Origin of the sequence: Caldimonas sp. KR1-144 (assembly GCF_049446155.1) — a bacterium.
GTDB lineage: Bacteria > Pseudomonadota > Gammaproteobacteria > Burkholderiales > Burkholderiaceae_C > Rivibacter.
Genome location: NZ_JBMSEE010000010.1, coordinates 162,297 through 188,687 on the forward strand (window position 1 = coordinate 162,297; position 26,391 = coordinate 188,687).

Consider the following 26,391-nt stretch of genomic DNA (forward strand, 5'->3'; position numbering starts at 1 on the left):
CTCAGACCGCCGATTCGTCCGTCTCGCCGGTGCGGATGCGCACCACCTGCTCGACCGCCGTCACGAAGATCTTGCCGTCGCCGATCTTGCCGGTCTTGGCGGCCTTGACGATGGCCTCGATGCAGTGCTCGACGTCGCTGTCCTTGACCACGACCTCGACCTTCACCTTGGGCAGGAAGTCGACCACGTACTCGGCGCCGCGGTAGAGCTCGGTGTGGCCCTTCTGGCGCCCGAAGCCCTTGACCTCGGTCACGGTCAGGCCGGAGACGCCCACGTCGGCCAGCGCCTCGCGCACCTCCTCGAGCTTGAACGGTTTGATGACGGCGGTGATCTGCTTCATGGCGGGCTCCGGGTGCGCAGGTTGGTCTTGAGCGGATTTAAGCACGTCAGGCGCGGAACTTGGACGTGATCGGGTAGCGCCAGTCCTTGCCGAACGACCGGTGCGTGATGCGGATGCCGACCGGCGCTTGCCTCCGCTTGTACTCGTTCACCTTGATGAGGCGCGCGACCCGCTCCACCGTGGTGCGCTCGAAGCCGTCGGCGACGATCTCGTCGACCGAGCGGTCCTCTTCCATGTAGCGCGCGAGGATGGCGTCGAGCACGTCGTAGGGCGGCAGGCTGTCCTGGTCGAGCTGGCCCGGGCGCAGCTCGGCCGACGGTGGGCGCGTGATGATGCGCTCGGGAATCGGCGCCGGCTCGCCGCGCGCCTCGGCCTGCGCGTTGCGCCAGTTCGCGAGCCGGTAGACCAGCGTCTTGGCCACGTCCTTGATCACTGCGAAGCCGCCGGCCATGTCGCCGTAGAGCGTGCAGTAGCCGGTGGCCATCTCGCTCTTGTTGCCCGTGGTCAGCACGATGCGCCCGCTCTTGTTGGACAGCGCCATCAGCAGCGTGCCGCGGATGCGCGCCTGGATGTTCTCCTCGGTCGCGTCCTCGGGCAGGCCGGCGAACTCGCTCGCGAGACTCTGGCGGAAGGCGTCGAACATCGGCTCGATCGCGATCTCGTCGTAGCGCACCGCAAGGCGCCTGGCCATCTCGCGCGCATCGATCCACGAGATGTCGGCCGTGTAGGGCGACGGCATCATCACCGCACGCACCTTGTCGGCGCCCAGCGCGTCGACCGCGATCGCCAGCACCAGCGCCGAGTCGATGCCGCCCGACAGGCCGATGATCGCGCCCGGGAAGCCGTTCTTGCCGAGGTAGTCGCGCACGCCCGTCACGAGGGCGCCCCAGGCCTGGGCCTCTTCGCCCGGCAATGGTGCGAGCTCGCCGCTCGCGCCGCCGGCGATGTCGAAGCGCAGCGGTAACACCTGCTCCTCGAAGCTGTGTGCGCGCGCGCGTACCGCACCTGTCGCATCGACCGCGAACGAGGCACCGTCGAACACGATCTCGTCCTGCCCGCCGGTGAGATGCGCATAGGCCAGCGGCAGACTGAGCGCACGCGCTCGCTCGGCCATGCGCGCCTCGCGCTCGGCCGCCTTGCCGAGATGAAACGGCGACGCATTGAGCACCACGAGCGCCTGCGCGCCGGCCGCCTTGGCCGCAGCGCCGGGCTCGTCGAACCAGGCGTCCTCGCAGATCAGCACGCCGACCTTGAAGCCGCCCGCATCGACCACCAGCGGGCCGAGGCCGAGCTCGCGGCCGGTGGTGAAGTAGCGTCGCTCGTCGAACACCTGGTAGTTCGGCAGCTCGCGCTTGGCGTACCCGCCGACCACCCGGCCGGCGTGCAGCACCGAAGCCGCATTCACCCGTCGCAGCACGGCCATCGAGCGCGTGCGAACATCGTCGCCGACGGTCTTCGGATGGCCGACCACGAGGTGCAGGTCCGGCAGATCGGCCAGCGACTTGGCGAGCTGCGCCAGCGCGGCATCGCAGGCCTGCATGAAGGCCGGGCGCAGCAGCAGGTCTTCGGGCGGGTAGCCGGTCAGCGCGAGCTCCGGCGTCACCGCGAGGCGCGCGCCGGCCGCGTGCGCCTCGCGCGCCATCGCGGCAATGCGACGCGCGTTGCCATCGAGATCGCCGACCGTGGCATTGAACTGCAGGAGCGCGACAGGAAGCGTGGAAGACGACGAGGCCATGAAGGATCACGATACGCAGGATGCTCGCGCCGATGGTAGCGCCCGGTCCGATGCGCTCGTGATGCGCATTGCCGGCGACCCGCATGCGATCGAGGCCTCGGCCTGGGATGCGCTGCTCGAGGCCAGCCCGGCCCCGACGCCCTTCCTGCGCCACGCCTTCCTGTGTGCGCTGCATGACTCGGGCAGCGCGGTTGCCGAGACCGGCTGGACGCCTTGCTTCGCGACGCTGGAGCGCGGCGACGTGCTCGTCGCGGCGGCCGCGCTCTACCTCAAGAGCCACAGCTACGGCGAGTACGTGTTCGACTGGGCCTGGGCCGACGCCTGGGAGCGCGCGGGCCGGCCCTATTACCCCAAGCTGCTCGGCGCCGTGCCGTTCACGCCGGTGCCCGGCAGCCGTTTGCTGGCGGTGGACGACGATGCGCGCGCGGCGCTTCTGGCCGGCATCGAGCAGTTCGCACGCGCGCAAGCGCTGTCGTCGGTGCACCTGCTGTTCATCGACGAAGCCGACCGCCGCGCGGCCGAGGCGCAAGGCTGGCTCGAGCGCAGCACCGTGCAGTTCCACTGGCGCAACCGCGAGCACCGGCCCTACGCCGATTTCGATGATTTCCTCGCCGGTCTCACGCGCGACAAGCGCCGCAAGATCGCGCAGGAGCGCCGCTACGTGCGCGAAGCCGGCGTGACGATGCGCGCGCTGGCCGGCGCGCAGATCACCGGCGCCGACTGGGACTTCTTCTACCGCTGCTACCAGCGCACCTACCGCGAGCACCGCTCGACGCCCTACCTGACGCGCGACTTCTTCGCGCGCATGGCGCGCGGGATGGCCGAGCACTGGCTGCTGTTCATCGCCGAGCGCGGCGACGAGCGCCTGGGCTGCTCGCTGATCGCGCTCGATCCCGCGTGTCGCGTCGCCTACGGCCGCTACTGGGGCGCGCTCGCGCCGGTGCGCTGCCTGCATTTCGAGGCCTGCTACTACGCGCCGCTGGAATGGTGCATCGCGCAGGGCTACCTTCGCTTCGAGGGCGGCGCGCAAGGCGAGCACAAGATGGCGCGCGGCCTCGAGCCGGTGCGCACCTTCTCGTCGCACTGGCTCGCCCACCCCGCTTTCGCCGATGCGGTGGCCCGCTTCCTCGAGCGCGAGGGCGCAGGCGTCGAGGCCTACGTCGACGAACTGGAGCAGCGCACGCCGTTCAAGCGGCCGGCGTGACGCTTCCCAGCGTCACGCCGTTGAACCTCACTCCTTGAAGTCGCCGCCGAAGGCCAGGACGAAGGCATCCGGCTTGACGTACTTGCGCAGCGCCGCGTTCACCTGCTCCAGCGTCAGCGCGGCGATCGCGTCGTCGACCCTCTGCGAGACCGCGAAGTCGCGCCCGAGGTAAAGGTTGCTCGCCAGGCTGGCGGCGAGCTGGTCGTCTTGCGCGCGCGCGAGGCTGCGCCGGCTGATCAGGCCGCGCTTGGCCTCGGCGAGCTCGGCGGCGGTGAAGCCGTCCTTGAGCGCGCGCGCGACTTCCTCGCGGAACGCCTTCTCCACCTTCGGCCGGTTCTGCGGCGCGAAGATGGCGTAGGCGCCCCAGCTCGAATTGGGTTCGAACTGGCTCCACTTGACGAAGCTCCCGGTGCCGTACGACAGGCCGTCCTTCTCGCGGATGCGCACCCACAGCCGCGAGCTGCCGCTGCCGCCGAGCAGGAAGTTGGCGGTCATCAGCGCCGGGTAGTCGGCATCGAGATCGTTCAGCGGCACGCCCGACTGCTGCGCGAGCATCAGCGCGTTCTGCTTGTCGGGCGTGGGCAGCTTCATCAGCGTCGGCGGCACCGGATGCGCGGGCTCCGGCACCCGTGCATAGGTCGCCGTGCTGCGCCAGTTGCCCAGCGCCGCATCGAGCGCCTGGCGCACCGCCGCGGGATCGAAGTCGCCGGTCGCCGCGAACTCGCCGTAGGAGGCGCCGTAGAAGCGCTGGTGGAAGGCGCGAAGCTGGTCCGCGGTCACCGCCTTCAGGTCGGCGACCTGCTCGTCGAAGCTGCGCGCATGGCGCACGTCGCCGCGCGGGTACGGGTTGCCATGACGCGCCAGCGCGTTCTCGGTCACGGCCTCGGGCTCGTGGCGCTGCTGCTCGATGGCCGTCAGGCCCTGCGCACGCAGCTCCTCCAGCACGGCCGGCGGAAAGTTCGGTTCGCGCAGCAGCTCGCCGACCAGCGCGATGGCTTGCGGCAGCGTGTCGCGGCGCGACGCGAAGGCCAGCGTCACCGCGCCGTTCGACGGCGCGATCTTCAGCTCGGTCTTGAGTTCGTCGAGCCGGTCCTGGATCTGCTGGCGGCTCAGCCTGGCCGTGCCCTTGTCGAGCATGGCGGCCACCATCTCCGGCACGTCGCCCTGGTTCGCGAGGCTCTTCTCGTCGCCGAAGCGCAGCACGAGCGTCGCGCGCACCGCATTGCCGCGCGTCGGCTTGGGCAGCAACGCGAGTTTCAGGCCGCTGGCCAGCTGCGACTTCTGCGTCTTGGCGTCGATGTTCGAGGGCGTCGCGTCGAAGGCCGCGACGGTGGCGGCAGCGGCCGACGGCGTCCAGCCCTTGAACTGCGCTGCGACGTCGATCGTGGCCGGCGCGGGTGCGCGCCGGGGCTCGGTCGTCGGCTCGTAGCGCGCCAGCGTGCGGTTCGAAGGCAGCAGGTTCTGCTCGGCGACGCGCTGCACGTCGGCCAGCGTGACCTTGGCGACGCGGTCGCGCTGCAGGAAGAAGAAGCGCCAGTCGCCCAGCGCGATTGCCTCCGACAGGTTCACGCCCACCGCCTCGGGGTTGGCGAACTCCTGCTCCCAGCCCTTGAGCCACTTGGCGCGCGCCCGCTCGAGCTCCTCGGCGGTGATCGGCTCGCGCGCCACCGACTCGAGCGCGCCGAGCATGGCGTCGCGTGCCTTGTCGACGTCGTGCTCCGCACCGAGCACCGCGACGAACAGCGCCGCGCTCGGGTCGTGGAACGAGAAGCTCTCCGCGCCCACGCTCGAGGCCAGCCGCGTCTCGACCAGGCGCTTGTGCAGACGGCCGGCAGGGGCGTCGCCGAAGATGAGCTCGAGCATCTTGAGCGCAGCGCTGTCGGCATGGCCGCCCGGCGGCGTGTGGTAGCCGACGTAGAGCAGCGGCGTGCCGCCGACGCGGCGCACGTGGATCACGCGCTCGCCGTCTTGCGCCGGATCGAGCGTGTACAGGCGCGGCAGCACGCGCTTGGGTCTGGGGATCGCGCCGAACGACTGCTGCACCCAGGTGAGCACCTTGGCCGTGTCGAACTTGCCCGAGACGATCAGCGTCGCATTGTCGGGCTGGTAGTACTGGCGATAGAAGGCCTGCAACCGGCCGATGTCGACGTTCTCGACGTCGGCGCGCGCACCGATCGTGTCCTTGGCGTAGTTGTGCCAGTCGAACATCGCCGACAGCAGGCGCTGGTAGAGGATGCGCTGGGGATCGTTCTCGCCCATCTCCATCTCGTTGCGCACCACCGTCATCTCGGAGTCGAGGTCCTTCTTCGCGATGAAGCTGTTGACCATCGCGTCGGCATGCCACGACAGGAACCACTTCAGGTTGTCGTCGTTGGCCGCGAAGCTGGCGAAGTAGTTGGTGCGGTCGAACCAGGTGCTGCCGTTGGCGCGCAGGCCGCGCTTGCTGAACTCGGCCCACACGGCCGGGTTCTTCGGCGTCCCCTTGAAGATGAGGTGCTCGAGCAGGTGGGCCATGCCCGTCTCGCCGTAGTTCTCGTGGCGCGAGCCGACGTGGTAGGTCAGGTTGACCGTCGTCGTGGGCTTGGAGTCGTCGGGCGCGAGCAGCAGCTGAAGCCCGTTGGCCAGGCGGATCTCCTGGATGCCCTCGACCTCGGTCACCGCCTTCATGCCCGGCGGCAGCTTGGCGGGCGGCGCGGCGTGCGCCGGCGTCGCACACAGCGCCACCAAGGCCAGCCCAGAAACGACAACGGCCGCACGAAGGCGGCCGAAGGGGGATTGCAGCTTCTCAGCAGTCATGAGCGCACTCTCGGGCCTCGTGGGCCGGTCAGCAGAAAGTGACCGGCAGTTTAACGAGCCCTGCGGCGTGCGCCGCGCTGCGTGGCCGCCGTGTCAGGCAGGCTTCTTGGCGTAGCTTGCGATGCCGGCGCGGACTTCTTCCTTCGCGGCATCGGGGCCGTCCCAGCCGACCACCTTGACCCACTTGCCCGGCTCGAGGTCCTTGTAGTGCTCGAAGAAGTGCTGGATCTGCTTCAGGCGCAGCGGGTTCATGTCTTCGGGCTTCTGCCAATGCGTGTAGATCGGCAGGATCTTGTCGATCGGTACCGCGAGCAGCTTGGCGTCGCCGCCGGCCTCGTCTTCCATCTTGAGGATGCCGATCGGGCGGCACTGCACCACCACGCCGGGCACCAGCGGGAACGGCGTGATCACCAGCACGTCGACCGGATCGCCGTCGTCGGACAGCGTCTGGGGGATGTAGCCGTAGTTGCACGGGTAGTGCATCGCCGTGCTCATGAAGCGATCGACGAACAGCGCGCCCGTGTCCTTGTCGACCTCGTACTTGATCGGGTCGGCATTCATCGGGATCTCGATGATGACGTTGAACTGATCGGGCGCCTTGGCGCCGGGCGTCACGTTGTGAAGGCTCATGGCTGGCTTGTCTCGTGGAGATCGATCTGCGGGGAAACCCGGATTCTACGGGCCGAGCTTGTCATGACCTGACGTGCACCGGCATGGCGCGGCGTTGTTTCCGCAGGAAAACACCATGCGCCGCGCGTTGCCACGCCTGCCGCCCTCCCCTAGCATGCCGCGGCGACTCCGACCGGGTCCACCACGGGCCCGTCCAAGAAGCGGAGCGCGCCAATCAATCGAGGAATCCTCAATCCGAGGAGAAGGAGATCTTCTTCATGTCGAGTTCCTGGGCGCTCGTTTTCGCGCTGTTGTGCGGCCTTGCCGCGGTGGCGTACGGCTTCATCCAGCGCAGCTGGATCCTGAAGCAGGACGCGGGCAACGCCCGCATGCAGGAGATCGCGCAGGCGGTGCAGCAAGGCGCCGCCGCCTACCTCGCGCGGCAGTACCGCACGATCGCGATCGTGGGCGTCGTGCTCACGGTGCTGATCGGCCTGTTCATCGGCCTGCCAACCGCGGTGGCCTTCGTGATCGGCGCGGTGCTCTCGGGCGCCTGCGGCTTCATCGGCATGAATGTCTCGGTGCGCGCCAACGTGCGCACCGCGCAGGCGGCGACCAAGGGCATCGAGCCGGCGCTCGCGGTGGCCTTCAAGGGCGGCGCGATCACCGGCCTGCTGGTCGTGGGCCTGGGCCTGCTGGGCGTGGGCGGCCTGTTCTGGTTCCTTACCGCCAACGGCCAGGTCACGCCGACCGCCCCGCTGTCCAATGCGCTCAAGCCGCTGATGGGCTTTGCGTTCGGCGCCAGCCTGATCTCGATCTTCGCGCGCCTGGGCGGCGGTATCTTCACCAAGGGCGCCGACGTCGGCGCCGACCTGGTGGGCAAGGTCGAGGCGGGCATTCCTGAAGACGATCCGCGCAACCCGGCGGTGATCGCCGACAACGTGGGCGACAACGTCGGCGACTGCGCCGGCATGGCTGCCGACCTGTTCGAGACCTACGCGGTCACGCTGATCGCGACCATGGTGCTCGGCGCGCTGATGATCACCGGCGCCGCGATGGAAGCGGTGCTCTACCCGCTGGCGCTCGGCGGCTTCTCGATCATCGCCTCCATCATCGGCTGCGGCGCGGTCAAGGCCACGCCGGGCATGAAGAACGTGATGCCCGCTCTCTACAAGGGCCTCATCGTCTCGGGCCTGATCTCGCTGGTCGGCTTCTACTTCATCACGCTGTGGGTGATGCCCGACAACGCCATCTATGCGAGCGGTACGCAGTGGCGCCTGTTCGGCGCCGCGGTCGTCGGCCTGCTGCTGACCGCGCTGCTGGTGTGGATCACCGAGTACTACACCGGCACCGACTACGCACCGGTCAAGCACGTCGCCAAGGCCTCGACCACCGGCCACGGCACCAACATCATCGCCGGCCTGGGCGTGAGCATGAAGTCCACCGCCTGGCCGGTGATCTTCGTGTGCCTGTCGATCATCGGCGCGTACTGGCTCGCCGGCCTGTACGGCATCGCGATCGCGGCGACCTCGATGCTGAGCCTGGCCGGCATCGTCGTCGCGCTCGACGCCTACGGCCCGATCACCGACAACGCCGGCGGCATTGCCGAGATGGCCGAGATGCCCGATTCGGTGCGCGACATCACCGACCCGCTGGATGCCGTCGGCAACACCACCAAGGCGGTGACCAAGGGCTACGCGATCGGCTCGGCCGGCCTCGCCGCGCTGGTGCTGTTTGCCGACTACACGCACGCACTCGAGGCCGCGGGCAAGAGCGTGAGCTTCGATCTCAGCAACCACATGGTGATCGTCGGCCTGTTCATCGGCGGCCTGATCCCCTACCTGTTCGGCGCGATGGCGATGGAGGCCGTCGGCCGCGCCGCGGGCGCGGTGGTCGAAGAAGTGCGCCGCCAGTTCCGCGACATCAAGGGCATCATGGAAGGCACCGCCAAGCCGGAGTACGGCCGCGCCGTCGACATGCTGACCTCGGCCGCGATCAAGGAAATGATCGTCCCGAGCCTGCTGCCGGTGGTCGTGCCCATCCTCGTGGGCCTGCTGCTCGGCCCCGCCGCGCTCGGCGGCCTGCTGATGGGCACCATCGTCACGGGTCTGTTCGTCGCCATCTCGATGTGCACCGGCGGCGGCGCCTGGGACAACGCCAAGAAGTACATCGAGGAAGGCCACCACGGCGGCAAGGGCAGCGAGGCGCACAAGGCCGCGGTGACCGGCGACACGGTCGGCGACCCGTACAAGGATACCGCCGGCCCCGCGGTGAACCCGCTGATCAAGATCATCAACATCGTGGCGTTGCTGATCGTGCCGCTGCTGCCGGGCACCGGCGGCAGCCCTGCACACAAGGCCGAGGCATCGGCTGCCAAGCCGGTGGCAGCCGTCACAACACCGGCCATCGTGCGCTGACAACACTGCGCCACGAGACCAGCCAAGGGGCCCTGCGGGGCCCCTTCTTCATGCTCGCGCGCCGCCGGTAAGCCCCGTCCTTGCGTGGGTCATTGCACGGGCATAGATTGCGCACACCCCCGACGAAGGAGACCGGACCATGGCTTCATTGACCGTGAACGGCACGCCGCGTACTTTCGACGGCGACCCGGAGATGCCTCTGCTCTGGTACCTGCGCGACGAGCTGCGCATGACCGGCACCAAGTTCGGCTGCGGCATGGCGCTGTGCGGCGCCTGCACCGTGCACCTCGACGGCGCCGCGGTCCGCTCCTGCAGCACGCCGATGAGCGCCGTCGCGGGCAAGAGCGTCACCACCATCGAAGGACTGGACCCCAAGGGCCAGCATCCGCTGCAGAAGGCCTGGCGCGACCAGGGCGTGCCGCAATGCGGCTACTGCCAGTCGGGCCAGATCATGCAGGCCGCGGCGCTGCTCAAGACCAACAAGCGCCCGAGCGATGCCGATATCGAGAACGCCATGTCCGGCAACATCTGCCGCTGCGGCACCTACACGCGCATCAAGGCCGCGATCAAGCAGGCCTCTGGCCAGAAGGAGGCATGACATGGACGCGCCCTTGCAAGCCACCCGCCGCGACTTCATCACCACGACGACTGCCGGCGGCTTCGCGCTCGCGCTCGGCGCGTCGGGCGAGCTGTTCGCCCAGGAAGCTGCTCCGGAAGGCCCGCCCAAGTACGGCGCCTATGGCATGCCCCATGGCGTGGTCGAGAACCCGCTGGTGTTCGTCTCGATCGCCGACGACGGCATCGTCACCATCACCTGCCACCGCGCCGAGATGGGCCAGGGCGTGCGTACCGGCGTGCCGATGATCCTGGCCGACGAGCTCGAGGCCGAGTGGTCCAAGGTGCGCGTCGTGCAGGCGCCGGGCGACGAGCCGCGCTTCGGCAACCAGGACACCGACGGCTCGCGCACCACGCGCCACTTCTTCATGCCGATGCGCCGCTGCGGCGCCGCGGCGCGCCAGATGCTCGAGGCCGCCGCGGCCGCGCGCTGGAACGTGCCGGCCAGCGAGGTGATGGCGCGCAACCACCAGCTCGTGCACCGCAAGAGCGGCCGCACGCTGGGCTACGGCGAGGTCGCGCGCGCCGCGGCCGCGCTGCCGGTGCCCGCCACCGCGGACCTCAGGCTCAAGAAGCCCGCCGAGTTCCGCTACATCGGCAAGGGCAAGGTCCCGATCGTCGACGGCTTCGACATGACGACCGGCCGCGCGGTCTACGGCCAGGACGTCGTGCAGCCCGACATGCTGTTCGCCGTGGTCGCGCGCACGCCGGTCTACGGCGGCACGCTGCGCGGCTTCGACGCGGCCGACGCGAAGAAGGTGCCGGGCGTCGTCAAGGTGGTCGAGATCAAGGGCTCGCCGGTGCCCAGCGCCTTCCAGCCGCTGGCAGGCGTGGCCGTAATCGCCACCAGCACCTGGGCCGCGATGCAAGGCCGCAAGGCGCTCAAGCTCGACTGGGACGGCGGCCCCAACGCCAGCTACGAATCGCAGGGCTACCGCGCCGCGATGGAGCAGGCGGCCAACCGGCCGGGCAAGGTGATCCGCAATGCCGGCGACGTCGACGCGGCGCTGAAATCCGCCGCCAAGGTGGTGAAGGCGCAGTACTACATCCCGCACATCACCCAAGCGCCGATGGAGCCGCCCGCCGCCACCGCGCAGATCAAGGACGGCCGCTGCGAGGTCTGGGGGCCGTTCCAGAGCCCGCAGGCGGTGCGCACCGACCTCGCCAAGCGGCTCGAGATGCCGATCGATCGCATCACCGTCCACGTCACGCTGCTGGGCGGCGGGTTCGGGCGCAAGAGCAAGGGCGACTTCGCGACCGAAGCCGCGCTGCTCGCGCGCGAGACCGAGGGCAAGCCCGTCAAGGTGGTCTGGACGCGCGAGGACGACCTGCACCATTCCTACTACCACACGGTCTCGGTCGAGCACCTCGAGGCCGGGCTCGACGCGAAGGGCAAGCCGGTCGCGTGGCTGCACCGCAGCGTCGGGCCGACGCTGCTGTCGCTGTTCATGCCCGACCCCAAGCTCGAGTCGCCGATCGAGCTCGGCATGGGCCTGACCAACGTGCCGTTCGCGGTGGGCAACCTGCGCGTCGAGAACCCCGAGGCGGCGGCGCACACGCGCATCGGCTGGTACCGCTCGGTCTCCAACATCCCGCACGCGTTCGCGGTGCAGTCCTTCGTCTGCGAGATGGCGCATGCGGCCGGCCGCGATCCGAAGGATTTCCTGCTCGAACTGCTCGGCCCGCCGCGCCTGATCGATCCGCGCTCGATCAACGACACCTGGAACCACGGCGAGGACCCGACCGCCTACCCGATCGACATCGGCCGGCTGCGCCGTGTCACGACCACGGCGGCCAAGGCCGCCAACTGGGGACGGCCGATGCCCAAGGGCCGCGGGCTCGGCATCGCCGCGCACTACAGCTTCACCACCTACGTGGCGAGCGTGGTCGAGGTCGCGGTCAATGCCAAGGGCGAACTGACGATCCCGCGCGTCGACATCGCGGTCGACTGCGGCGCGATCGTCAATCCGGAGCGTGTGCGATCGCAGATGGAGGGCGCCTGCATCATGGGCATCGGCAACGCGATGAGCAGCGAGATCACGTTCAAGGACGGCCGCGCACAGCAGGACAACTTCCACCAGTTCGAGGTGCTGCGCATGAATGCGGCGCCCAAGCGCATCGTCGTGCACCTGATCCCGGGCGACTACGACGCGCCGCTGGGCGGCGTGGGCGAACCGGGCGTACCGCCGATCGCGCCGGCGCTGTGCAACGCGATCTTCGCTGCCACCGGCAAGCGCATCCGCAGCCTGCCGATCCGCGATCAGCTGAGCGCCTGACGCGCGGCGACGCCAATCGGGGCGGTCGCAACGCGGTTGCGGCCGTCGCACTTGGCGTCATAGAGCGCACGGTCCGCGGCGTCGACCAGCGCCGCCGCGGCCGCGTCGTCGTGCAGGATCGCACCGGCCACGCCGACGCTGACCGTCACGACGCCGAACGGGCTGCCCAGATGCTCGATGCGTAGCGCCTCGACGGCGGCACGCAGCCGCTCTCCGACCACCATCGCGCCGGCCGCGTCGGCCTCGTGCAGCAGCGCGATGAACTCCTCGCCGCCGTAGCGTGCGAGCACGTCGCCGGGTCGCGCCAGCGCGTGGCGAAGCGCCTGGGCCACGGCGCGCAGGCAGGCGTCGCCGGCAACGTGGCCACAGCGGTCGTTGAGCAGCTTGAAGTGATCGATGTCGATCATCAGCACGGCCACCGACTGGCGCTCCTGCAGCTCGCGTCGAGCCGCGCCGCTGAGCGCGTGCTCGAGCGCGCGGCGGTTGGCCACGCCGGTCAGCGCGTCGGTCCAGGCGATGCTGCGCAGCTCGGAGTGTTCGCGCTGTAGCAGCTCGCCGTGCTCGATGTGGCGCACCTCAGCCAGCGTGTTGCGCATCGCGTAGCCGATCACCGCGATCAGCACGCCGGCGGCGCCGTAGGCGTAGTCGACGCGGATCAGGAACAGCGAGACGATCAGCAGCGCACCGGCCAGCAGGATGGGACGCGCGCTGCGCACCGCGCGCACCAGCACCGGGCTGCGTCGATGCAGCTCGGCCGCCGCGGACGGCCCGCGCAAGGCCCACCACGCCAGCAGCGCAAAGGCGAGCGTCACGATCGAGCTTTCCTGCGGTCCGAAGCTCGGATTGCCGGCCAGGAAGTGGTTGTTGATAAAGACGATGCCGAGATAGACCAGCTCGTAGGACGACAGCGCGCGAAACAGGCTGCGCTCGGCTTCGTCTTCGGCGGCGCGCCAGCGCACCAGGGTGCCGATCGCGAGGAACAGGTTCTGCGCATCGAGCAGCCACACCATGGCCGTGACGCCGGCGTCGTCGGGCGTCCCGCCATGCGCGGTCAGCATCGCCCAGGTGTAGAGGAAGAAGCCCTGGCCGAGCGACAACGCGAGCACGGCATCGATCAGGCGCACCAGCCGATGGCCGGTGGCTCGCCAATCGCTGGCCAGCAAGAAAGCGATCGGCACGGCTGCGAGGTTGAACGCCAGCATCGCGTCGCGGTACATCTCGTACTGGCGCGCCTCGATCAGTTCGTACCAGAGGTTGCCGAAAGCGCCGAGCGACCAGATCGTCAGAGACAGCGCCAGCACCCGCCAGCCGGCGCGCGCCGGACCCGTCTCGCGCCGGGCGCGCCCAGCCAGCGCCAGCGCGGCGAGCAGCGGCGCGGCGACCATCGCGACATACGCCGCCGCCGCGGCCACCGACGGCAGGAAGACGAAGATCGCGAGCTGGACGGCGAGAAAGGCGATCGGGTAGAGGACCGGCATGACGGCGCTGGCTCCCCCGGCCCGCCGGCGGGGCCCAGCACGATGAGGGAGCGGATGCCGGATGGTATTCGGCCGCCGCGGGCTGCACTTGAGCCCGCGGCGGCCGAGAAGGCGCGGCTGCGCCCTGGGCGCTTCAGCGCCGCTGCGGCGGCAGATCGGTGCAGCTGCCGTGCGCGGCCTCGGCCGCCAGGCCCATCGTCTCGCCCAGCGTCGGGTGCGGGTGGATGGTCTTGCCGATGTCGACCTCGTCGGCCCCCATCTCGATGGCCAGCGCGATCTCGCCGATCATGTCGCCCGCGTGCGTGCCGACGATGCCGCCGCCGAGGATGCGGTGCGTGGCCGCGTCGAACAGCAGCTTGGTGAAGCCCTCGTCGCGGCCGTTGGCCAGCGCGCGCGCCGAGGCCGTCCACGGGAACAGGCCCTTCTTGATCGCGATGCCCTTTGCCTTGGCCTCGTCCTCGGTGAGACCCACCCAGGCGACCTCGGGATCGGTGTAGGCCACGCTCGGGATCACGCGGGCATCGAACGCCGTCTTGGCCAGCGCCGCATCGCCGAGCAGCTCGCCGGCGATGACCTCCGCCGCGACATGGCCCTCGTGCACCGCCTTGTGCGCGAGCATCGGCTGGCCGACGATGTCGCCGATCGCGAAGATGCTCGCCACGTTGGTGCGCATCTGCACGTCGACCGGAATGAAGCCCCGATCGCCGACTGCGACGCCGGCGTTCTCGGCGCCGATCTTCTTGCCGTTGGGGCTGCGGCCCACGGCCTGCAGCACCAGGTCATAACGCTGCGGCTCGGCCGGCGCGTTCTCGCCTTCGAACCTGACCCAGATGCCATCAGGCTTGGCCTCGGCACCCACGGTCTTGGTCTTCAGCATCACGCGGTCGAAGCGCGGGGCGTTCATCTTCTGCCAGACCTTGACGAGGTCACGGTCGGCACCCTGCATCAGGCCGTCGAGCATTTCCACCACGTCGAGCCGTGCGCCCAGCGTCGAGAACACCGTGCCCATCTCGAGGCCGATGATGCCGCCGCCGACGACGAGCATCTTCTCGACCTTGGGCGGCAGCTCGAGCGCGCCGGTGGAGTCGACGATGCGCGCATCGTTGGGCAGGAACGGCAGGCGCACCGCCTGCGAACCGGCCGCGACGATCGCGCGCTTGAAGCGGATCGTCCGCGACTTGCCGGTCTTCTCCTGGCCGCTGCCGGTGGTCTCTTCCACCTTGAGATGCTGCGCGTCGAGGAAGGCGCCGACGCCGCGCACCACGCTGACCTTGCGCATCTTGGCCATGCCCGCCAGGCCGCCGGTGAACTTGTTGATCACCTTCTGCTTGTGCGCGCGCAGCTTGTCGATGTCGACCGTCGGTGCGCCGAACGCGACGCCGACGTCGGCAAAGTGCTTGACCTCGTCCATCACGGCGGCCACGTGCAGCAGCGCCTTGCTGGGAATGCAGCCGACGTTCAGGCACACGCCGCCGAGTGTGGCGTAGCGCTCGACCAGCGCGACCTTGAGGCCGAGATCGGCGGCGCGAAAGGCCGCCGAGTAGCCGCCGGGGCCGCCGCCGAGCACGACGACGTCGACCTCGAGGTCGACGCCACCGGCGTAAGTCGAGGCCGCGACAGGTGCGGCGACAGGCGCCGCGACCGGTGCAGGGGTCGGCGCCGATGCAGCCGGCGCGGGCGCGGCGGCAGCCGCCTCGCCCTCGACCACGGCGATCACCGTGCCTTCGCTGACCTTGTCGCCGATCTTGACCTTGAGCTCCTTGATCACGCCGCCGTGCGACGACGGGATCTCCATCGAGGCCTTGTCGCTCTCGACGGTGATGAGGCTTTGCTCCGGCTTGACGGTGTCGCCGGGCTTGACCAGCACTTCGATGACGGCAACCGATTCGAAGTCGCCGATGTCGGGGACCTTGATGTCGATGAGGGCCATGTTCAGCGCTCCCCGATCACAGCAAGGCGCGGCGGAAGTCCGCCAGCAGGCCCGCGAGGTAGGCATTGAAACGCGCCGCGGCGGCGCCGTCGATCACGCGGTGGTCATACGAAAGCGACAGCGGCAGCGTGAGCTGCGGCGCGAACTGCTTGCCGTCCCACACCGGCTTCATGTAGCTCTTGCTCAGGCCCAGGATCGCGACCTCGGGCGCGTTGATGATGGGCGTGAAGTGCGTTCCGCCGATGCCGCCCAGCGAGCTGATCGAGAAGCAGCCTCCGGTCATGTCGGCCGGGCCGAGCTTGCCGTCGCGCGCCTTCTTGGCGAGCTCGCTCATCTCGGCGCTGATCTGCAGGATGCCCTTCTTGTCGGCGTCCTTGAGCACCGGCACCACCAGGCCGTTGGGCGTGTCGGCCGCGAAGCCGATGTGGAAGTACTGCTTGTAGACCAGCGCGTCGCCGTCCAGGCTGGCGTTGAACTCGGGGAACTTCTTCAGCGCCGAGACCACCGCCTTGATCACGAAGGCGAGCATCGTGACCTTGATGCCGCTCTTCTCGTTCTCCTTGTTGAGCTGCACGCGCAGGGCTTCGAGCTCGGTGATGTCGGCTTCGTCGTTGTTGGTGACGTGCGGGATCATCACCCAGTTGCGATGCAGGTTCGCGCCGCTGATCTTCTTGATGCGCGAGAGGTCCTTGCGCTCGATGGGGCCGAACTTCGCGAAGTCGACCTTCGGCCAGGGCAGCAGGTCGAGACCCGCACCGCCGCCGGCGGCAGCCGCCGGCGCCTTGGCCGCCTGGGCCTGCGTGCGCACGTCGCCGGCCATCACGCCCTTGACGAAGTTGTGCAGGTCGTCCTGCGTGATGCGGCCCTTGGGGCCGCTGCCCTTCACCTCGGCCAGCGGCACGCCGAGTTCGCGCGCGAGCTTGCGAATCGACGGCGAGGCGTGCGGCAGCGCGCCGGTCGGCGGCGCCGGTTCATGGGGCGGCAGCGCCGCCGTCGGCGAGGTGCGCGCCGGCGGCGCGCTCGCGGCGGGCGCGCTGGCCGCCGGTGCCGCAGCAGCCGGCGCAGGTGACGCGGCGGGTGCGCCGGCCGCGCCCTTGAGCACGACGATCGGCGTGCCCTTGGAGACCTTGTCGCCAACCTTCACCAGCAGCTGCTCGACGGTCCCCGCGGCCGACGACGGAATCTCCATCGAGGCCTTGTCGCTCTCGACGGTGATGAGGCTTTGCTCCGTCTTCACGGCATCGCCCGGCTTGACCAGCAGCTCAATCACCGCGACCTCGTCGAAGTCGCCGATGTCGGGCACGACGACCGTGACCGGGCCGCTGCCGGCCGAAGGCGCGGCAGCCGCCGCAGGCGGCGTGGCCTCAGGCGCCGGCGGCTGCGCGGGCGCTTGCGCAGGAGCGGACGCGGCCGCAGCCGATGCCGGCGCGGCTGCGCCTTCAGCATCGAGCACCAACACCACGCTGCCCTCGTTGATCTTTTCGCCGAGCTTGACCTTCAGCTCCTTGACCACGCCGGCGTGGCTCGAAGGAATCTCCATCGAGGCCTTGTCGCTTTCGACCGTGACCAGGCTCTGCTCGGCCTTGATCGCGTCCCCCGGCTTGACCAGCACCTCGATGACCTCGACGTCCTTGAAATCGCCGATGTCGGGCACCTTCACTTCGATGAGCGCCATGCGTTGTCTCCGTGCGGCTCGTTGTTCTTACGCGTAAAGCGGATTGATCTTGTCGGCGTCGATGCCGTACTTCTTGATCGCCTCGGCGACCTTGGCGGCCGGCACCGAGCCCTCCTCGGCCAGCGCCTTGAGCGCTGCGACGACGATGTAGTGGCGGTTGACCTCGAAGTGCTCGCGCAGGCGATAGCGGAAGTCGCTGCGGCCGAAGCCGTCGGTGCCGAGCACCTTGTAGGCGCGCCCCTTGGGGATGAAGGCGCGGATCTGCTCCGCGTAGTTCTTCATGTAGTCGGTCGACGCGATCACCGGGCCGGCATGCGCGCTGAGCTGCTGCGTCACGAACGGCAGGCGCGGCGCCTCGGTCGGATGCAGCAGGTTCCAGCGCTCGCAAGCCTGGCCGTCGCGCGCCAGTTCGTTGAAGCTCGGGCAGCTCCAGACGTTGGCGGCCACGCCCCAATCGCTTTCGAGCAACTGCTTGGCGGCCTGGCTCTCGCGCAGGATGGTGCCGCTGCCCATGAGATTCACGCGCGGCGTCTTCTTGGCGCCTTCTTCCAGCAAATACATGCCCTTGAGGATCTGCTCCTCGGTGCCGGGCTTGAGGCCGGGGTGCGGGTAGTTCTCGTTGAGCAGGGTCAGGTAGTAGAAGACGTTCTCCTGCCGCTCGACCATGCGCTTGAGGCCTTCGTGCATGATCACCGCGACCTCGTGCGCGAAGGTCGGGTCGTAGCTCACGCAGTTGGGGATCGTGCCGGCGAGGATGTGGCTGTGGCCGTCCTCGTGCTGCAGGCCCTCGCCGTTCAGCGTGGTGCGCCCCGAGGTGCCACCCAGCAGGAAGCCGCGCGCCTGCATGTCGCCGGCGGCCCAGGCCAGGTCGCCGATGCGCTGGAAGCCGAACATCGAGTAGTAGACGTAGAACGGGATCATCACGCGGTTGTTCGTCGAGTACGACGTCGCCGCGGCGATCCAGCTGCTCATGCCGCCCGCTTCGTTGATGCCTTCCTGCAGGATCTGGCCCGATTTGTCCTCGCGGTAGTACATGACCTGGTCGCGGTCCTGCGGCGTGTACTTCTGGCCCTCGGGCGAGTAGATGCCGATCTGGCGGAACAGGCCTTCCATGCCGAAGGTGCGCGCCTCGTCGACGAGGATGGGCACGACGCGCGGACCCAGCGTCTGGTCGCGCAGCAGCTGCGTGAGGAAGCGCACGTAGGCCTGCGTGGTGCTGATCTCGCGGCCCTCGGCGGTGGGCTCAAGCACGGCCTTGAAGGTGTCCAGCGGCGGCACCGGCAGCTGTTCCTCGGCCTTGGTGCGGCGCTGCGGCAGGTAGCCGCCGAGCGCGGCGCGGCGCTCGTGCAGGTACTTCATTTCCGGCGTGTGCTCGGCCGGCTTGTAGAACGGAATGTCCTTGGCGAGCTGCTCGTCGGTGATGGGGATGTTGAAGCGGTCGCGGAAGGTCTTGATGTCCTCGTCGGTCAGCTTCTTGGCCTGGTGAGCGATGTTCTTGCCCTCGCCGGCCTTGCCCATGCCGAAGCCCTTGACGGTCTTGATCAGCAGCACCGTCGGCTGGCCCTTGTGGTTGACCGCGCGGTGGTAGGCCGCGTAGACCTTCTGCGGATCGTGGCCGCCGCGCTGCAGGCGCCAGATGTCGTCGTCGCTCATCTTGGCGACCATCTCCAGCGTCTTGGGATGGCGGCCGAAGAAGTGCTTGCGCACGAAGGCGCCGTCGTTGGCGCGGAAGGCCTGGTAGTCGCCGTCCACGGTGTCCATCATGATCTTGCGCAGCTCGCCGTCCTTGTCGCGCTGGAGCAGCGGATCCCAGTAGCTGCCCCACAGCAGCTTGATGACGTTCCAGCCCGAGCCGCGGAACTCGCCCTCGAGCTCCTGGATGATCTTGCCGTTGCCGCGCACCGGACCGTCGAGGCGCTGCAGGTTGCAGTTGACGACGAAGATCAGGTTGTCGAGCTTCTCGCGCGCGGCCAGGCCGATCGCGCCGAGCGACTCGGGCTCGTCCATCTCGCCGTCGCCGCAGAAGACCCAGACCTTGCGCTTGGAGGTGTCGGCGATGCCGCGGGCGTGCAGGTACTTGAGGAAGCGCGCCTGGTAGATCGCCATGATCGGCCCCAGGCCCATCGAGACGGTCGGGAACTGCCAGAACTCCGGCATCAGCTTCGGGTGCGGATAGCTCGACAGGCCCTTGCCCTCCACTTCCTGGCGGAAGTTGAGCAGCTGCTCCTCGCTGATGCGGCCTTCCATAAAGGCGCGCGCGTAGATGCCGGGCGCCGAATGGCCCTGGATGTAGAGCAGGTCGCCGCCGTGGTCGGGCGTGTCGGCGTGCCAGAAGTGGTTGAAGCCGGCGCCGAACATCGTCGCGACCGACGCGAAGCTGGAGATGTGGCCGCCGAGGTCGCCGCCGTCGGCCGGATCGAGCCGGTTGGCCTTGACCACCATCGCCATCGCGTTCCAGCGCATGTAGGCGCGCAGGCGCTCCTCGATCTCGAGGTTGCCGGGGCAGCGCTCTTCCTGCTCGGCGGGAATCGTGTTGACGTAGGCCGTGGTGGCCGAGAACGGCACGTCGATGCCCGCCTGGCGGGCGTGGTCGATCAGCTGTTCAAGGAGGAAGTGGGCGCGCTCGGGGCCTTCGGCGCCGATCACGGCGGACAGGGCGTCCAGCCATTCGCGCGTTTCGCCGGCATCGGCGTCGTTGGCAGCGCCGGCGGCCGGCAGGTTGTCGGGCAGTGCGGACATGCTTGTCTCCTGGTGCGGCGCGCGGATCGCCGGCGGTCTTAGGTGAACGCCCCTAGTTTGGCATAGCTCCCGCGAACTTCCAAATCATGCGAGTCGATTTCTTAATATGAAAACATGGCTCGCGCCGGTTTGAGGGCTGTCGAGCGGCCAGGTCCTTCGCGTCGATCCCCTTCGATAATCGCGCGATGGCTTCCACGTTGCCGAGCGATTCCTCATTCAATCCCCGCCGCGACCGGCGCCGGCGCCTGTTCGGCAGTTGGTGGAAGCGCCAGTCGCCGGCGCGCCAGGACCGCTTCGTCACGCTCGGCCCGGTGCTGTCGGTGCTGCTGTTCCTGGCGGCGATCATTGCGGCCTTCTGGTACCTGCGCAACGAGGAGTTCGAGCGTGAGCAGGAGTCCGTCAAGCGCGACACCGAGATCGCGCAGCAGCAGATCCGCCTGCGCCTCATCGAGAACCAGGAGCAGTTGGTGCGCATGGCGCGCGAGCTCGCAACCAAGGCGATCGACCAGGACGAGCTGATCGGCCAATCGGTCAGCTTCGTGCGCGAGCGCCCGGAGGTCGTGAGCCTGACCTGGGTCGGCGCCGACCGCGCGATCCGCACCCAGCACTTCTCGCCGAACCATCCGATGGACGCGGCGCGCGCGATCGAGCGGCGCGCGCCGTATCCGTCGTCGCCGGCCGCCAGCGCCATGCTCGCGCCGCGCAGCGGCCAGCGTCCGTCCGCTGCCGTGTCGGCGCCGCCGGCCACGCCGGCGGCGCCACCCAGCCTGGGCGCCGAACCCGACTGGGCCTTCGGCGCCGCGCGCGATCTGCGCCAGCCCGTCTACTCGCGCCCGTTCACCGGTGCGGGCGGCCAGCCGGTGTTCCAGATCCACGTGCCGCTGATCGACCGCAGCGCCTTCTCGGGCGTGCTGATCGCCGAGTACTCGCTCGAGTCGCTGCTGCGCCACTTCGTGCCCGGCGAGGTGACGCGCCGCCACGCCATCTCGCTGCTCGACGCCGACCGTCGCGTGCTGGCCAGCACCGTCTCGCGCGAGCTGGCCGACAGCAGCCGGCGCCCGGCCTTCGTCGAGGACGTGGTGGTCTCGCCGGTCGGCAACGGGCTCACGCTGCGCGGCCAGGGCTGGCGCACCTCCATCGGCCTGATCGGCAACACGCTGTTCTGGATGGTCGTCGCGCTGTCGGCGCTGACCGTCTGGATGCTCGGCGGCACCTGGCGCCACATGCGCCGGCGCGGGCAGATGCAGTCGGCCCTGATCGCCGAGACCAATTTCCGTCGCGCGATGGAGAACTCCATGCTCACCGGCATGCGCGCGATGGACCTGGAGGGCCGCATCACCTACGTGAACCCGGCCTTCTGCGCGATGACCGGCTTTGCGGAGCACGAACTGATCGGCCGCCTGCCGCCCTTCCCTCATTGGCCGCCGGACCGCATCGAGGAAAGCATGCGCCTGTTCCAGCAGGAGCTGCAGGGCAAGAGCCCGGCCGGCGGCATCGAGGTCAAGGTGCTGCGCAAGGACGGCAGCGTCTTCGACGCGCGCATGTACGTCTCGCCGCTGATCGACGCGCGCGGCCACCAGACCGGCTGGATGACCTCGATGACCAACATCACCGAGGCCAAGCGCATCCGCGACCAGCTCTCGGCTTCGCACGAACGCTTCACCACCGTGCTCGAAGGTCTGGAGGCCGCCGTCTCGGTGCTCTCGGTGCAAGAGGGCGAGCTGCTGTTCGCGAACCGCTCCTACCGCCTGTGGTTCGGCGCCGAGGCGCAAGGCCATGCGCTGTTGGCCGGCGGCAATGCGGCGCCGCCGCCGTCTCCGGCCGACCGCGACGACGAGGTCGACGGCCTGGGCGGCCTGCCGACGCAGGAGCTCACCGAAGCCAAGTCCGATGCGCGCGAGGTCTTCGTCGCGCCCCAGCAGAAGTGGTTCGACGTGCGCGCGCGCTACCTGCAGTGGACCGACGGCCGCCTCGCGCAGATGATCATCGCGACCGACATCACCGCGCGCCGCCGCGCCGAGGAGCAGGCGCAGCACCAGGCCGAGAAGGCGCAGGAGACCAGCCGCCTGATCACGATGGGCGAGATGGCCAGCTCGGTCGCGCACGAGCTGAACCAGCCGCTCACGGCGATCGTCAACTACTGCAACGGCATGGTCTCGCGCGTGAAGGCCGGCTCGATCGGCGAGCCCGATCTCATCGCCGCGCTCGAGAAGACCAGCAAGCAGGCGCAGCGCGCGGGCCAGATCATTCACCGCATCCGCGCCTTCGTGAAGCGCAGCGAGCCGCAGCGCCAGCCGGCGCAGGCGCGCGAGATCGTCGAGGACGCGGTCGAGCTCGCCGGCATCGAGCTGCGTCGTCGCAACGTCGAGATCCACAGCTACGTCGCGCAGCGCCTGCCGACGATCATGGTCGACCCGATCCTGATCGAGCAGGTGCTGCTCAACCTGCTGAAGAACGCGGCCGAGGCGATCGACAACGCGCGCCTGCCGAGCGCGCGGCGCCACATCGAGCTGCGCGTGATCCCGCGCCACACACCCGACGAAGGCGGCGTGATCGAGTTCAGCGTCACCGACAACGGCCCCGGGCTGCCCGACGAAGTGATCGCGCGGCTGTACGAAGCATTCTTCTCGACCAAGAGTGACGGATTGGGCATCGGACTGTCGCTGTGCCGCTCGATCGTCGAGTCGCACCGGGGCCGGATTCGCGCGGAGAACCTCTACAATGGCTCGACCGTGATCGGATGCCGTTTCTCGTTCACGCTGCCGGTCGAGGCCGGATCCGCGAGCCACGAGCGCAGCCCGGCCGACGCGGTGGCCGCTCCTCCGCCCTCACCGTCACTCACACCCAACGCATGAGCCTGATCCCCAAGAAAGGCACCGTGTACGTCGTCGACGACGACGAAGCGGTCCGCGACTCGCTCCAGTGGCTGCTCGAGGGCAAGGACTACCGGGTCAAGTGCTTCGACTCGGCGGAGTCCTTCCTCTCCCGCTTCGATCCTCGCGAGGTGGCCTGCCTGATCGCCGACATCCGCATGGACGGCATGAGCGGCCTGGAACTGCAAGACCGCCTGCTCGAGCGCAAGAGCCCGCTGCCGGTCGTCTTCATCACCGGCCACGGCGACGTGCCGATGGCCGTGACCACGATGAAGAAGGGCGCGATGGACTTCATCGAGAAGCCCTTCAAGGAAGAAGAGCTGCTCGGCCTCGTGGAGCGCATGCTCGACCAGGCGCGCACCGCCTTCAGCCAGCACCAGGAACAGGCCAGCCGCGAGGCGCTGCTGTCGCGCCTGACCACGCGCGAGAGCCAGGTGCTCGAGCGCATCGTCGCCGGCCGCCTGAACAAGCAGATCGCCGACGACCTGGGCATCAGCATCAAGACGGTGGAGGCGCACCGCGCCAACATCATGGAAAAGCTCAACGCCAACACCGTGGCCGATCTGTTGAAGATCGCGCTAGGCGCCCAGGCCAAGGCCTGAACCGCCCGCTCCCGCCGAAGGCCGCTCCGACGAGCGGCCTTCGCGCTTCAAGACCGAGGAATTCCGCAACATGTCCGCCCAACTCATCGACGGCAACGCGCTCTCCAAGCAACTGCGCGCCGAGGTCTCCGCCCGCGCCGCGGCGCTGCGCGCGCGCGGCACCACACCCGGCCTGGCCGTGATCCTGGTCGGCGACAACCCGGCCAGCCAGGTTTACGTGCGCAACAAGGTCAAGGCCTGCCATGACAGCGGGCTGCACTCGGTGCTGGAGCAGTACCCGGCGACGATGTCCGAGGCGGAGCTGCTGGCGCGCATCGAGGCGCTCAACGCCGATGCAGCGATCCACGGCATCCTGGTGCAGCTGCCGCTGCCGGCGCACATCGACGCGCACAAGGTCATCGAGACCATCTCGCCGGCCAAGGATGTCGACGGCTTCCATGTCGCCAGCGCCGGCGCGCTGGTCGTCGGCCAGCCCGGCTTCAAGCCCTGCACGCCCTACGGCTGCATGAAGATGCTGGAATCGATCGGCTGCGACCCCAAGGGCAAGCATGCGGTGGTGATCGGCCGCAGCAACATCGTCGGCAAGCCGATGGCGCTGATGCTGCTCGCCGCCAGCGCCACGGTCACGGTATGCCACAGCGCAACGCCGGATCTCGGCGCGATGACGCGCCAGGCCGACATCGTGGTGGCCGCGGTCGGCAAGCGCAACGTGCTGACCGCCGAGATGGTCAAGCCCGGCGCGGTGGTGATCGACGTCGGCATGAACCGCGACGACGCCGGCAAGCTCTGCGGCGACGTCGACTTCGCCGGCGTGTCCAAAGTTGCCGGCTGGATCACGCCGGTGCCGGGCGGCGTCGGTCCGATGACCATCACGATGCTGCTGGTCAATACCATTGAAGCGGCGGAACGCGCCGCCACCTGATTTCCGCGATCCATCGCAGACATTGGCCGAATCCAATCGCGCCACCGCGCGAGCAAGGCAAGATCGCTCGAGACACGACCCACGAGGTTGAACCGAGGTTGAACATGACGCAGCCCCAGAATCCCCTGCTCGACACCAGCGACCTGCCGCGCTTCGCCGAGATCGGCGCCGAGCATGTCGGCCCGGCCGTCGACGCGTTGATCGCCGAATGCGAAGCCGCGCTCGAGCGCGCCACCGGCCCCGACGTGCCTGCCGACTACGACGCGCTGTCGAGCGTGCTCGACGTGGCCACCGAGCGCCTGGGCCGCGCCTGGGGCGTGGTCGGCCACCTCAACGCCGTGGCCGACACGCCGGCGCTGCGCGCCGCCTACAACGAGGCCCTGCCCAAGGTCACCGCCTTCTTCACCAAGCTCGGCTCGGACGAGCGCCTGTATGCCAAGTACAAGGCGATCGCCGCCGCGCCTTCGGCGTCGCAACTGGCGCCGGCACGCAAGCGCGCGCTCGACAACGCGCTGCGCGACTTCGTGCTCTCGGGCGCCGAGCTGCAAGGCGCCGCCAAGCTGCGCTTCGCCGAGATCCAGGATCGCCTCGCGGCGCTGGCCCAGTCATTCTCCGAGCACGTGCTCGACGCGACCGACGCCTTCGCGTACTACGCCAGCGCCGAGGAGCTGGCCGGCGTGCCCGAGGACGCGGTCGCCGCGATGCGCGGCGCCGCCCTGGCCGAGCGCAAGGACGGCCACAAGATCACGCTGCACATGCCCAGCTACCTGCCGGTGATGCAGTACGCGCACGACCGCTCGCTGCGCGAGCGTGTCTACCGCGCCTACGTCACGCGCGCATCGGAGCATGGTCCGACGGAGCTCGACAACTCGCCGGTGATGCGCGAGATCGTCGCGCTGCGCCAGGAAGAGGCCGCGCTGCTGGGCTACAAGACCTACGCCGACGTCTCGCTGGTGCCCAAGATGGCGCGTTCGCCCGGGGAGGTGCTTGCCTTCTTGCGCGACCTCGCCGCGCGGGCGCGCCCGCACGCCGAGCGCGACCTCGCCGAGTTGCGCGAGTTCGCCGCGAAGGAGCTGGGCCTGCCCCAGCTGCAGGCCTGGGACATCCCCTATGCGTCCGAGCGTCTCAAGCAGGCGCGCTATGCCTTCAGCGACACCGAGGTGAAGCAGTACTTCACCGAGCCCAAGGTGCTCGACGGGCTGTTCCGCATCGTCGAGACGCTGTTCGACGTGTCGATCCGCCCCGACCATGCCGAGGCCTGGCACCCCGACGTGCGCTTCTTCCGCATCGAGCGGCGCGCGGGCATCGGCTCGGGCGACGCCGCGCCGCAGCTCGTCGGCCAGTTCTACCTCGACCCCTACGCGCGCAACGGCAAGCAGCCCGGCGCCTGGATGGACGACGTGCGCGGCCGCTGGCAACGCCCCGACATGCAGGGCGCGGCGGCGCTGCAGACGCCGGTGGCGCACCTGATCTGCAACTTCGCCTCGCCGGTCGGCAACCAGCCGGCGCTGCTGACGCACGACGACGTCACCACGCTCTTCCACGAGGCCGGCCACGGACTGCACCACCTGCTCACGCAGGTCAGCGAGCGCGGCGTCGCCGGCATCTCGGGCGTCGAGTGGGACGCGGTCGAGTTGCCCAGCCAGTTCATGGAGAACTTCTGCTGGGAGTGGGAGGTGCTGCAGCGCATGACAGCCCATGTCGAGACCGGCGAGCCGCTGCCGCGCGCGCTGTTCGACAAGATGCTCGCGGCCAAGAACTTCCAGAGCGGACTGGCGATGCTGCGCCAGGTCGAGTTCGCCCTGTACGACATGCGTATGCATGCCGAGCCCGGCCAGGAGCAGCGCCTGCAGGCCTTGCTCGACGAAGTGCGCGCCGAAGTCGCGGTGATCGTGCCGCCGGCCTTCAATCGCTTCGCGCACAGCTTCTCGCACATCTTCGGCGGCGGCTACGCGGCCGGCTACTACAGCTACAAGTGGGCCGAAGTGCTCTCGGCCGACGCCTACAGCGCTTTCGAGGAAGCCGGCGTGCTCGATGCCGAGACCGGCCGTCGCTATCGCGAAGCCATCCTCGAGGCCGGCGGCAGCCGCCCGGCGATCGAAAGCTTCAAGGCCTTCCGCGGCCGCGAGCCCAGCATCGACGCGCTGCTGCGACACCAGGGCATGGCTTGAGACATGTTC

The 26,391-nt window shown here is 69.1% G+C and carries 16 protein-coding genes; 8 read left to right on the forward strand and 8 right to left on the reverse strand.

The genetic code is table 11. The features are described from left to right. Position 1 precedes the first annotated feature (1 nt). Complete coding sequence (locus ACO2TI_RS20800; protein ID WP_423287092.1) at positions 2-340, reverse strand: P-II family nitrogen regulator; 339 nt, start codon at positions 338-340, stop codon at positions 2-4. A 46-nt stretch (positions 341-386) separates the two neighbouring features. After that, positions 387-2,075, reverse strand: coding sequence for an NAD+ synthase (locus tag ACO2TI_RS20805; protein ID WP_423287093.1), 1,689 nt, complete (start codon positions 2,073-2,075; stop codon positions 387-389). A gap of 61 nt (positions 2,076-2,136) precedes the next feature. Between ACO2TI_RS20805 and ACO2TI_RS20810 the strand changes: the two genes are divergently transcribed. After that, a complete protein-coding gene (locus tag ACO2TI_RS20810) occupies positions 2,137-3,279 on the forward strand; it encodes a GNAT family N-acetyltransferase (RefSeq protein WP_423287156.1) in 1,143 nt (380 codons plus the stop codon). Between the two features lie 27 nt (positions 3,280-3,306). Here ACO2TI_RS20810 and ACO2TI_RS20815 read toward each other — a convergent pair whose 3' ends face one another. Beyond that, complete coding sequence (locus ACO2TI_RS20815; RefSeq protein ID WP_423287094.1) at positions 3,307-6,075, reverse strand: M16 family metallopeptidase; 2,769 nt, start codon at positions 6,073-6,075, stop codon at positions 3,307-3,309. Between the two features lie 93 nt (positions 6,076-6,168). Next, on the reverse strand, positions 6,169-6,705 hold the full coding sequence (ppa, locus tag ACO2TI_RS20820) for an inorganic diphosphatase (protein WP_423287095.1): 537 nt from the start codon (positions 6,703-6,705) through the stop codon (positions 6,169-6,171). A gap of 257 nt (positions 6,706-6,962) precedes the next feature. Here ppa and ACO2TI_RS20825 point away from each other — a divergent pair, with 257 nt between their 5' ends. From ACO2TI_RS20825 to ACO2TI_RS20835, 3 genes are all read left to right on the forward strand, one after another. Beyond that, a complete protein-coding gene (locus tag ACO2TI_RS20825) occupies positions 6,963-9,101 on the forward strand; it encodes a sodium-translocating pyrophosphatase (RefSeq protein ID WP_423287096.1) in 2,139 nt (712 codons plus the stop codon). Positions 9,102-9,240: 139 nt separating this feature from the next. Continuing rightward, the gene (locus tag ACO2TI_RS20830; RefSeq protein WP_423287097.1) at positions 9,241-9,699 is read left to right on the forward strand and encodes a (2Fe-2S)-binding protein; all 459 of its coding nucleotides are present in this window, start codon (positions 9,241-9,243) and stop codon (positions 9,697-9,699) included. Position 9,700: 1 nt separating this feature from the next. Further along, positions 9,701-11,992: a molybdopterin cofactor-binding domain-containing protein gene (locus tag ACO2TI_RS20835; protein ID WP_423287098.1), complete on the forward strand. Its 2,292-nt coding sequence runs from the start codon at positions 9,701-9,703 to the stop codon at positions 11,990-11,992. Here ACO2TI_RS20835 and ACO2TI_RS20840 read toward each other — a convergent pair. The 4 genes from ACO2TI_RS20840 to aceE all read right to left on the reverse strand — a co-directional run bounded on the left by ACO2TI_RS20840 (position 11,977) and on the right by aceE (position 19,814). Then, positions 11,977-13,470, reverse strand: coding sequence for a GGDEF domain-containing protein (locus ACO2TI_RS20840; RefSeq protein WP_423287099.1), 1,494 nt, complete (start codon positions 13,468-13,470; stop codon positions 11,977-11,979). The two genes, ACO2TI_RS20835 and ACO2TI_RS20840, sit on opposite strands and share 16 nt — an antisense overlap. A gap of 133 nt (positions 13,471-13,603) precedes the next feature. Continuing rightward, complete coding sequence (gene lpdA / locus ACO2TI_RS20845; protein ID WP_423287100.1) at positions 13,604-15,400, reverse strand: dihydrolipoyl dehydrogenase; 1,797 nt, start codon at positions 15,398-15,400, stop codon at positions 13,604-13,606. Positions 15,401-15,416: 16 nt separating this feature from the next. Continuing rightward, positions 15,417-17,075, reverse strand: a complete 1,659-nt coding sequence (gene aceF / locus ACO2TI_RS20850) for a dihydrolipoyllysine-residue acetyltransferase (RefSeq protein ID WP_423287101.1) — start codon at positions 17,073-17,075, stop codon at positions 15,417-15,419. Positions 17,076-17,102: 27 nt separating this feature from the next. After that, positions 17,103-19,814, reverse strand: coding sequence for a pyruvate dehydrogenase (acetyl-transferring), homodimeric type (gene aceE, locus ACO2TI_RS20855; protein WP_423287102.1), 2,712 nt, complete (start codon positions 19,812-19,814; stop codon positions 17,103-17,105). A gap of 185 nt (positions 19,815-19,999) precedes the next feature. Here aceE and ACO2TI_RS20860 point away from each other — a divergent pair, with 185 nt between their 5' ends. The 4 genes from ACO2TI_RS20860 to ACO2TI_RS20875 all read left to right on the forward strand — a co-directional run bounded on the left by ACO2TI_RS20860 (position 20,000) and on the right by ACO2TI_RS20875 (position 26,382). Next, positions 20,000-22,669, forward strand: a complete 2,670-nt coding sequence (locus tag ACO2TI_RS20860) for a PAS domain S-box protein (protein ID WP_423287103.1) — start codon at positions 20,000-20,002, stop codon at positions 22,667-22,669. After that, positions 22,666-23,289: a response regulator transcription factor gene (locus ACO2TI_RS20865; protein ID WP_423287104.1), complete on the forward strand. Its 624-nt coding sequence runs from the start codon at positions 22,666-22,668 to the stop codon at positions 23,287-23,289. Before ACO2TI_RS20860 ends, ACO2TI_RS20865 begins: the two co-directional genes overlap by 4 nt. A 70-nt stretch (positions 23,290-23,359) precedes the next feature. Then, entirely contained in the window at positions 23,360-24,211 is an 852-nt protein-coding gene (folD, locus tag ACO2TI_RS20870; protein ID WP_423287105.1) for a bifunctional methylenetetrahydrofolate dehydrogenase/methenyltetrahydrofolate cyclohydrolase FolD, read from the forward strand. 104 nt (positions 24,212-24,315) lie between these two features. Then, positions 24,316-26,382 carry a M3 family metallopeptidase gene (locus ACO2TI_RS20875; protein ID WP_423287106.1) on the forward strand — a complete coding sequence of 689 codons (2,067 nt, stop codon included), beginning with the start codon at positions 24,316-24,318 and terminating at the stop codon, positions 26,380-26,382. Positions 26,383-26,391: the final 9 nt, after the last annotated feature.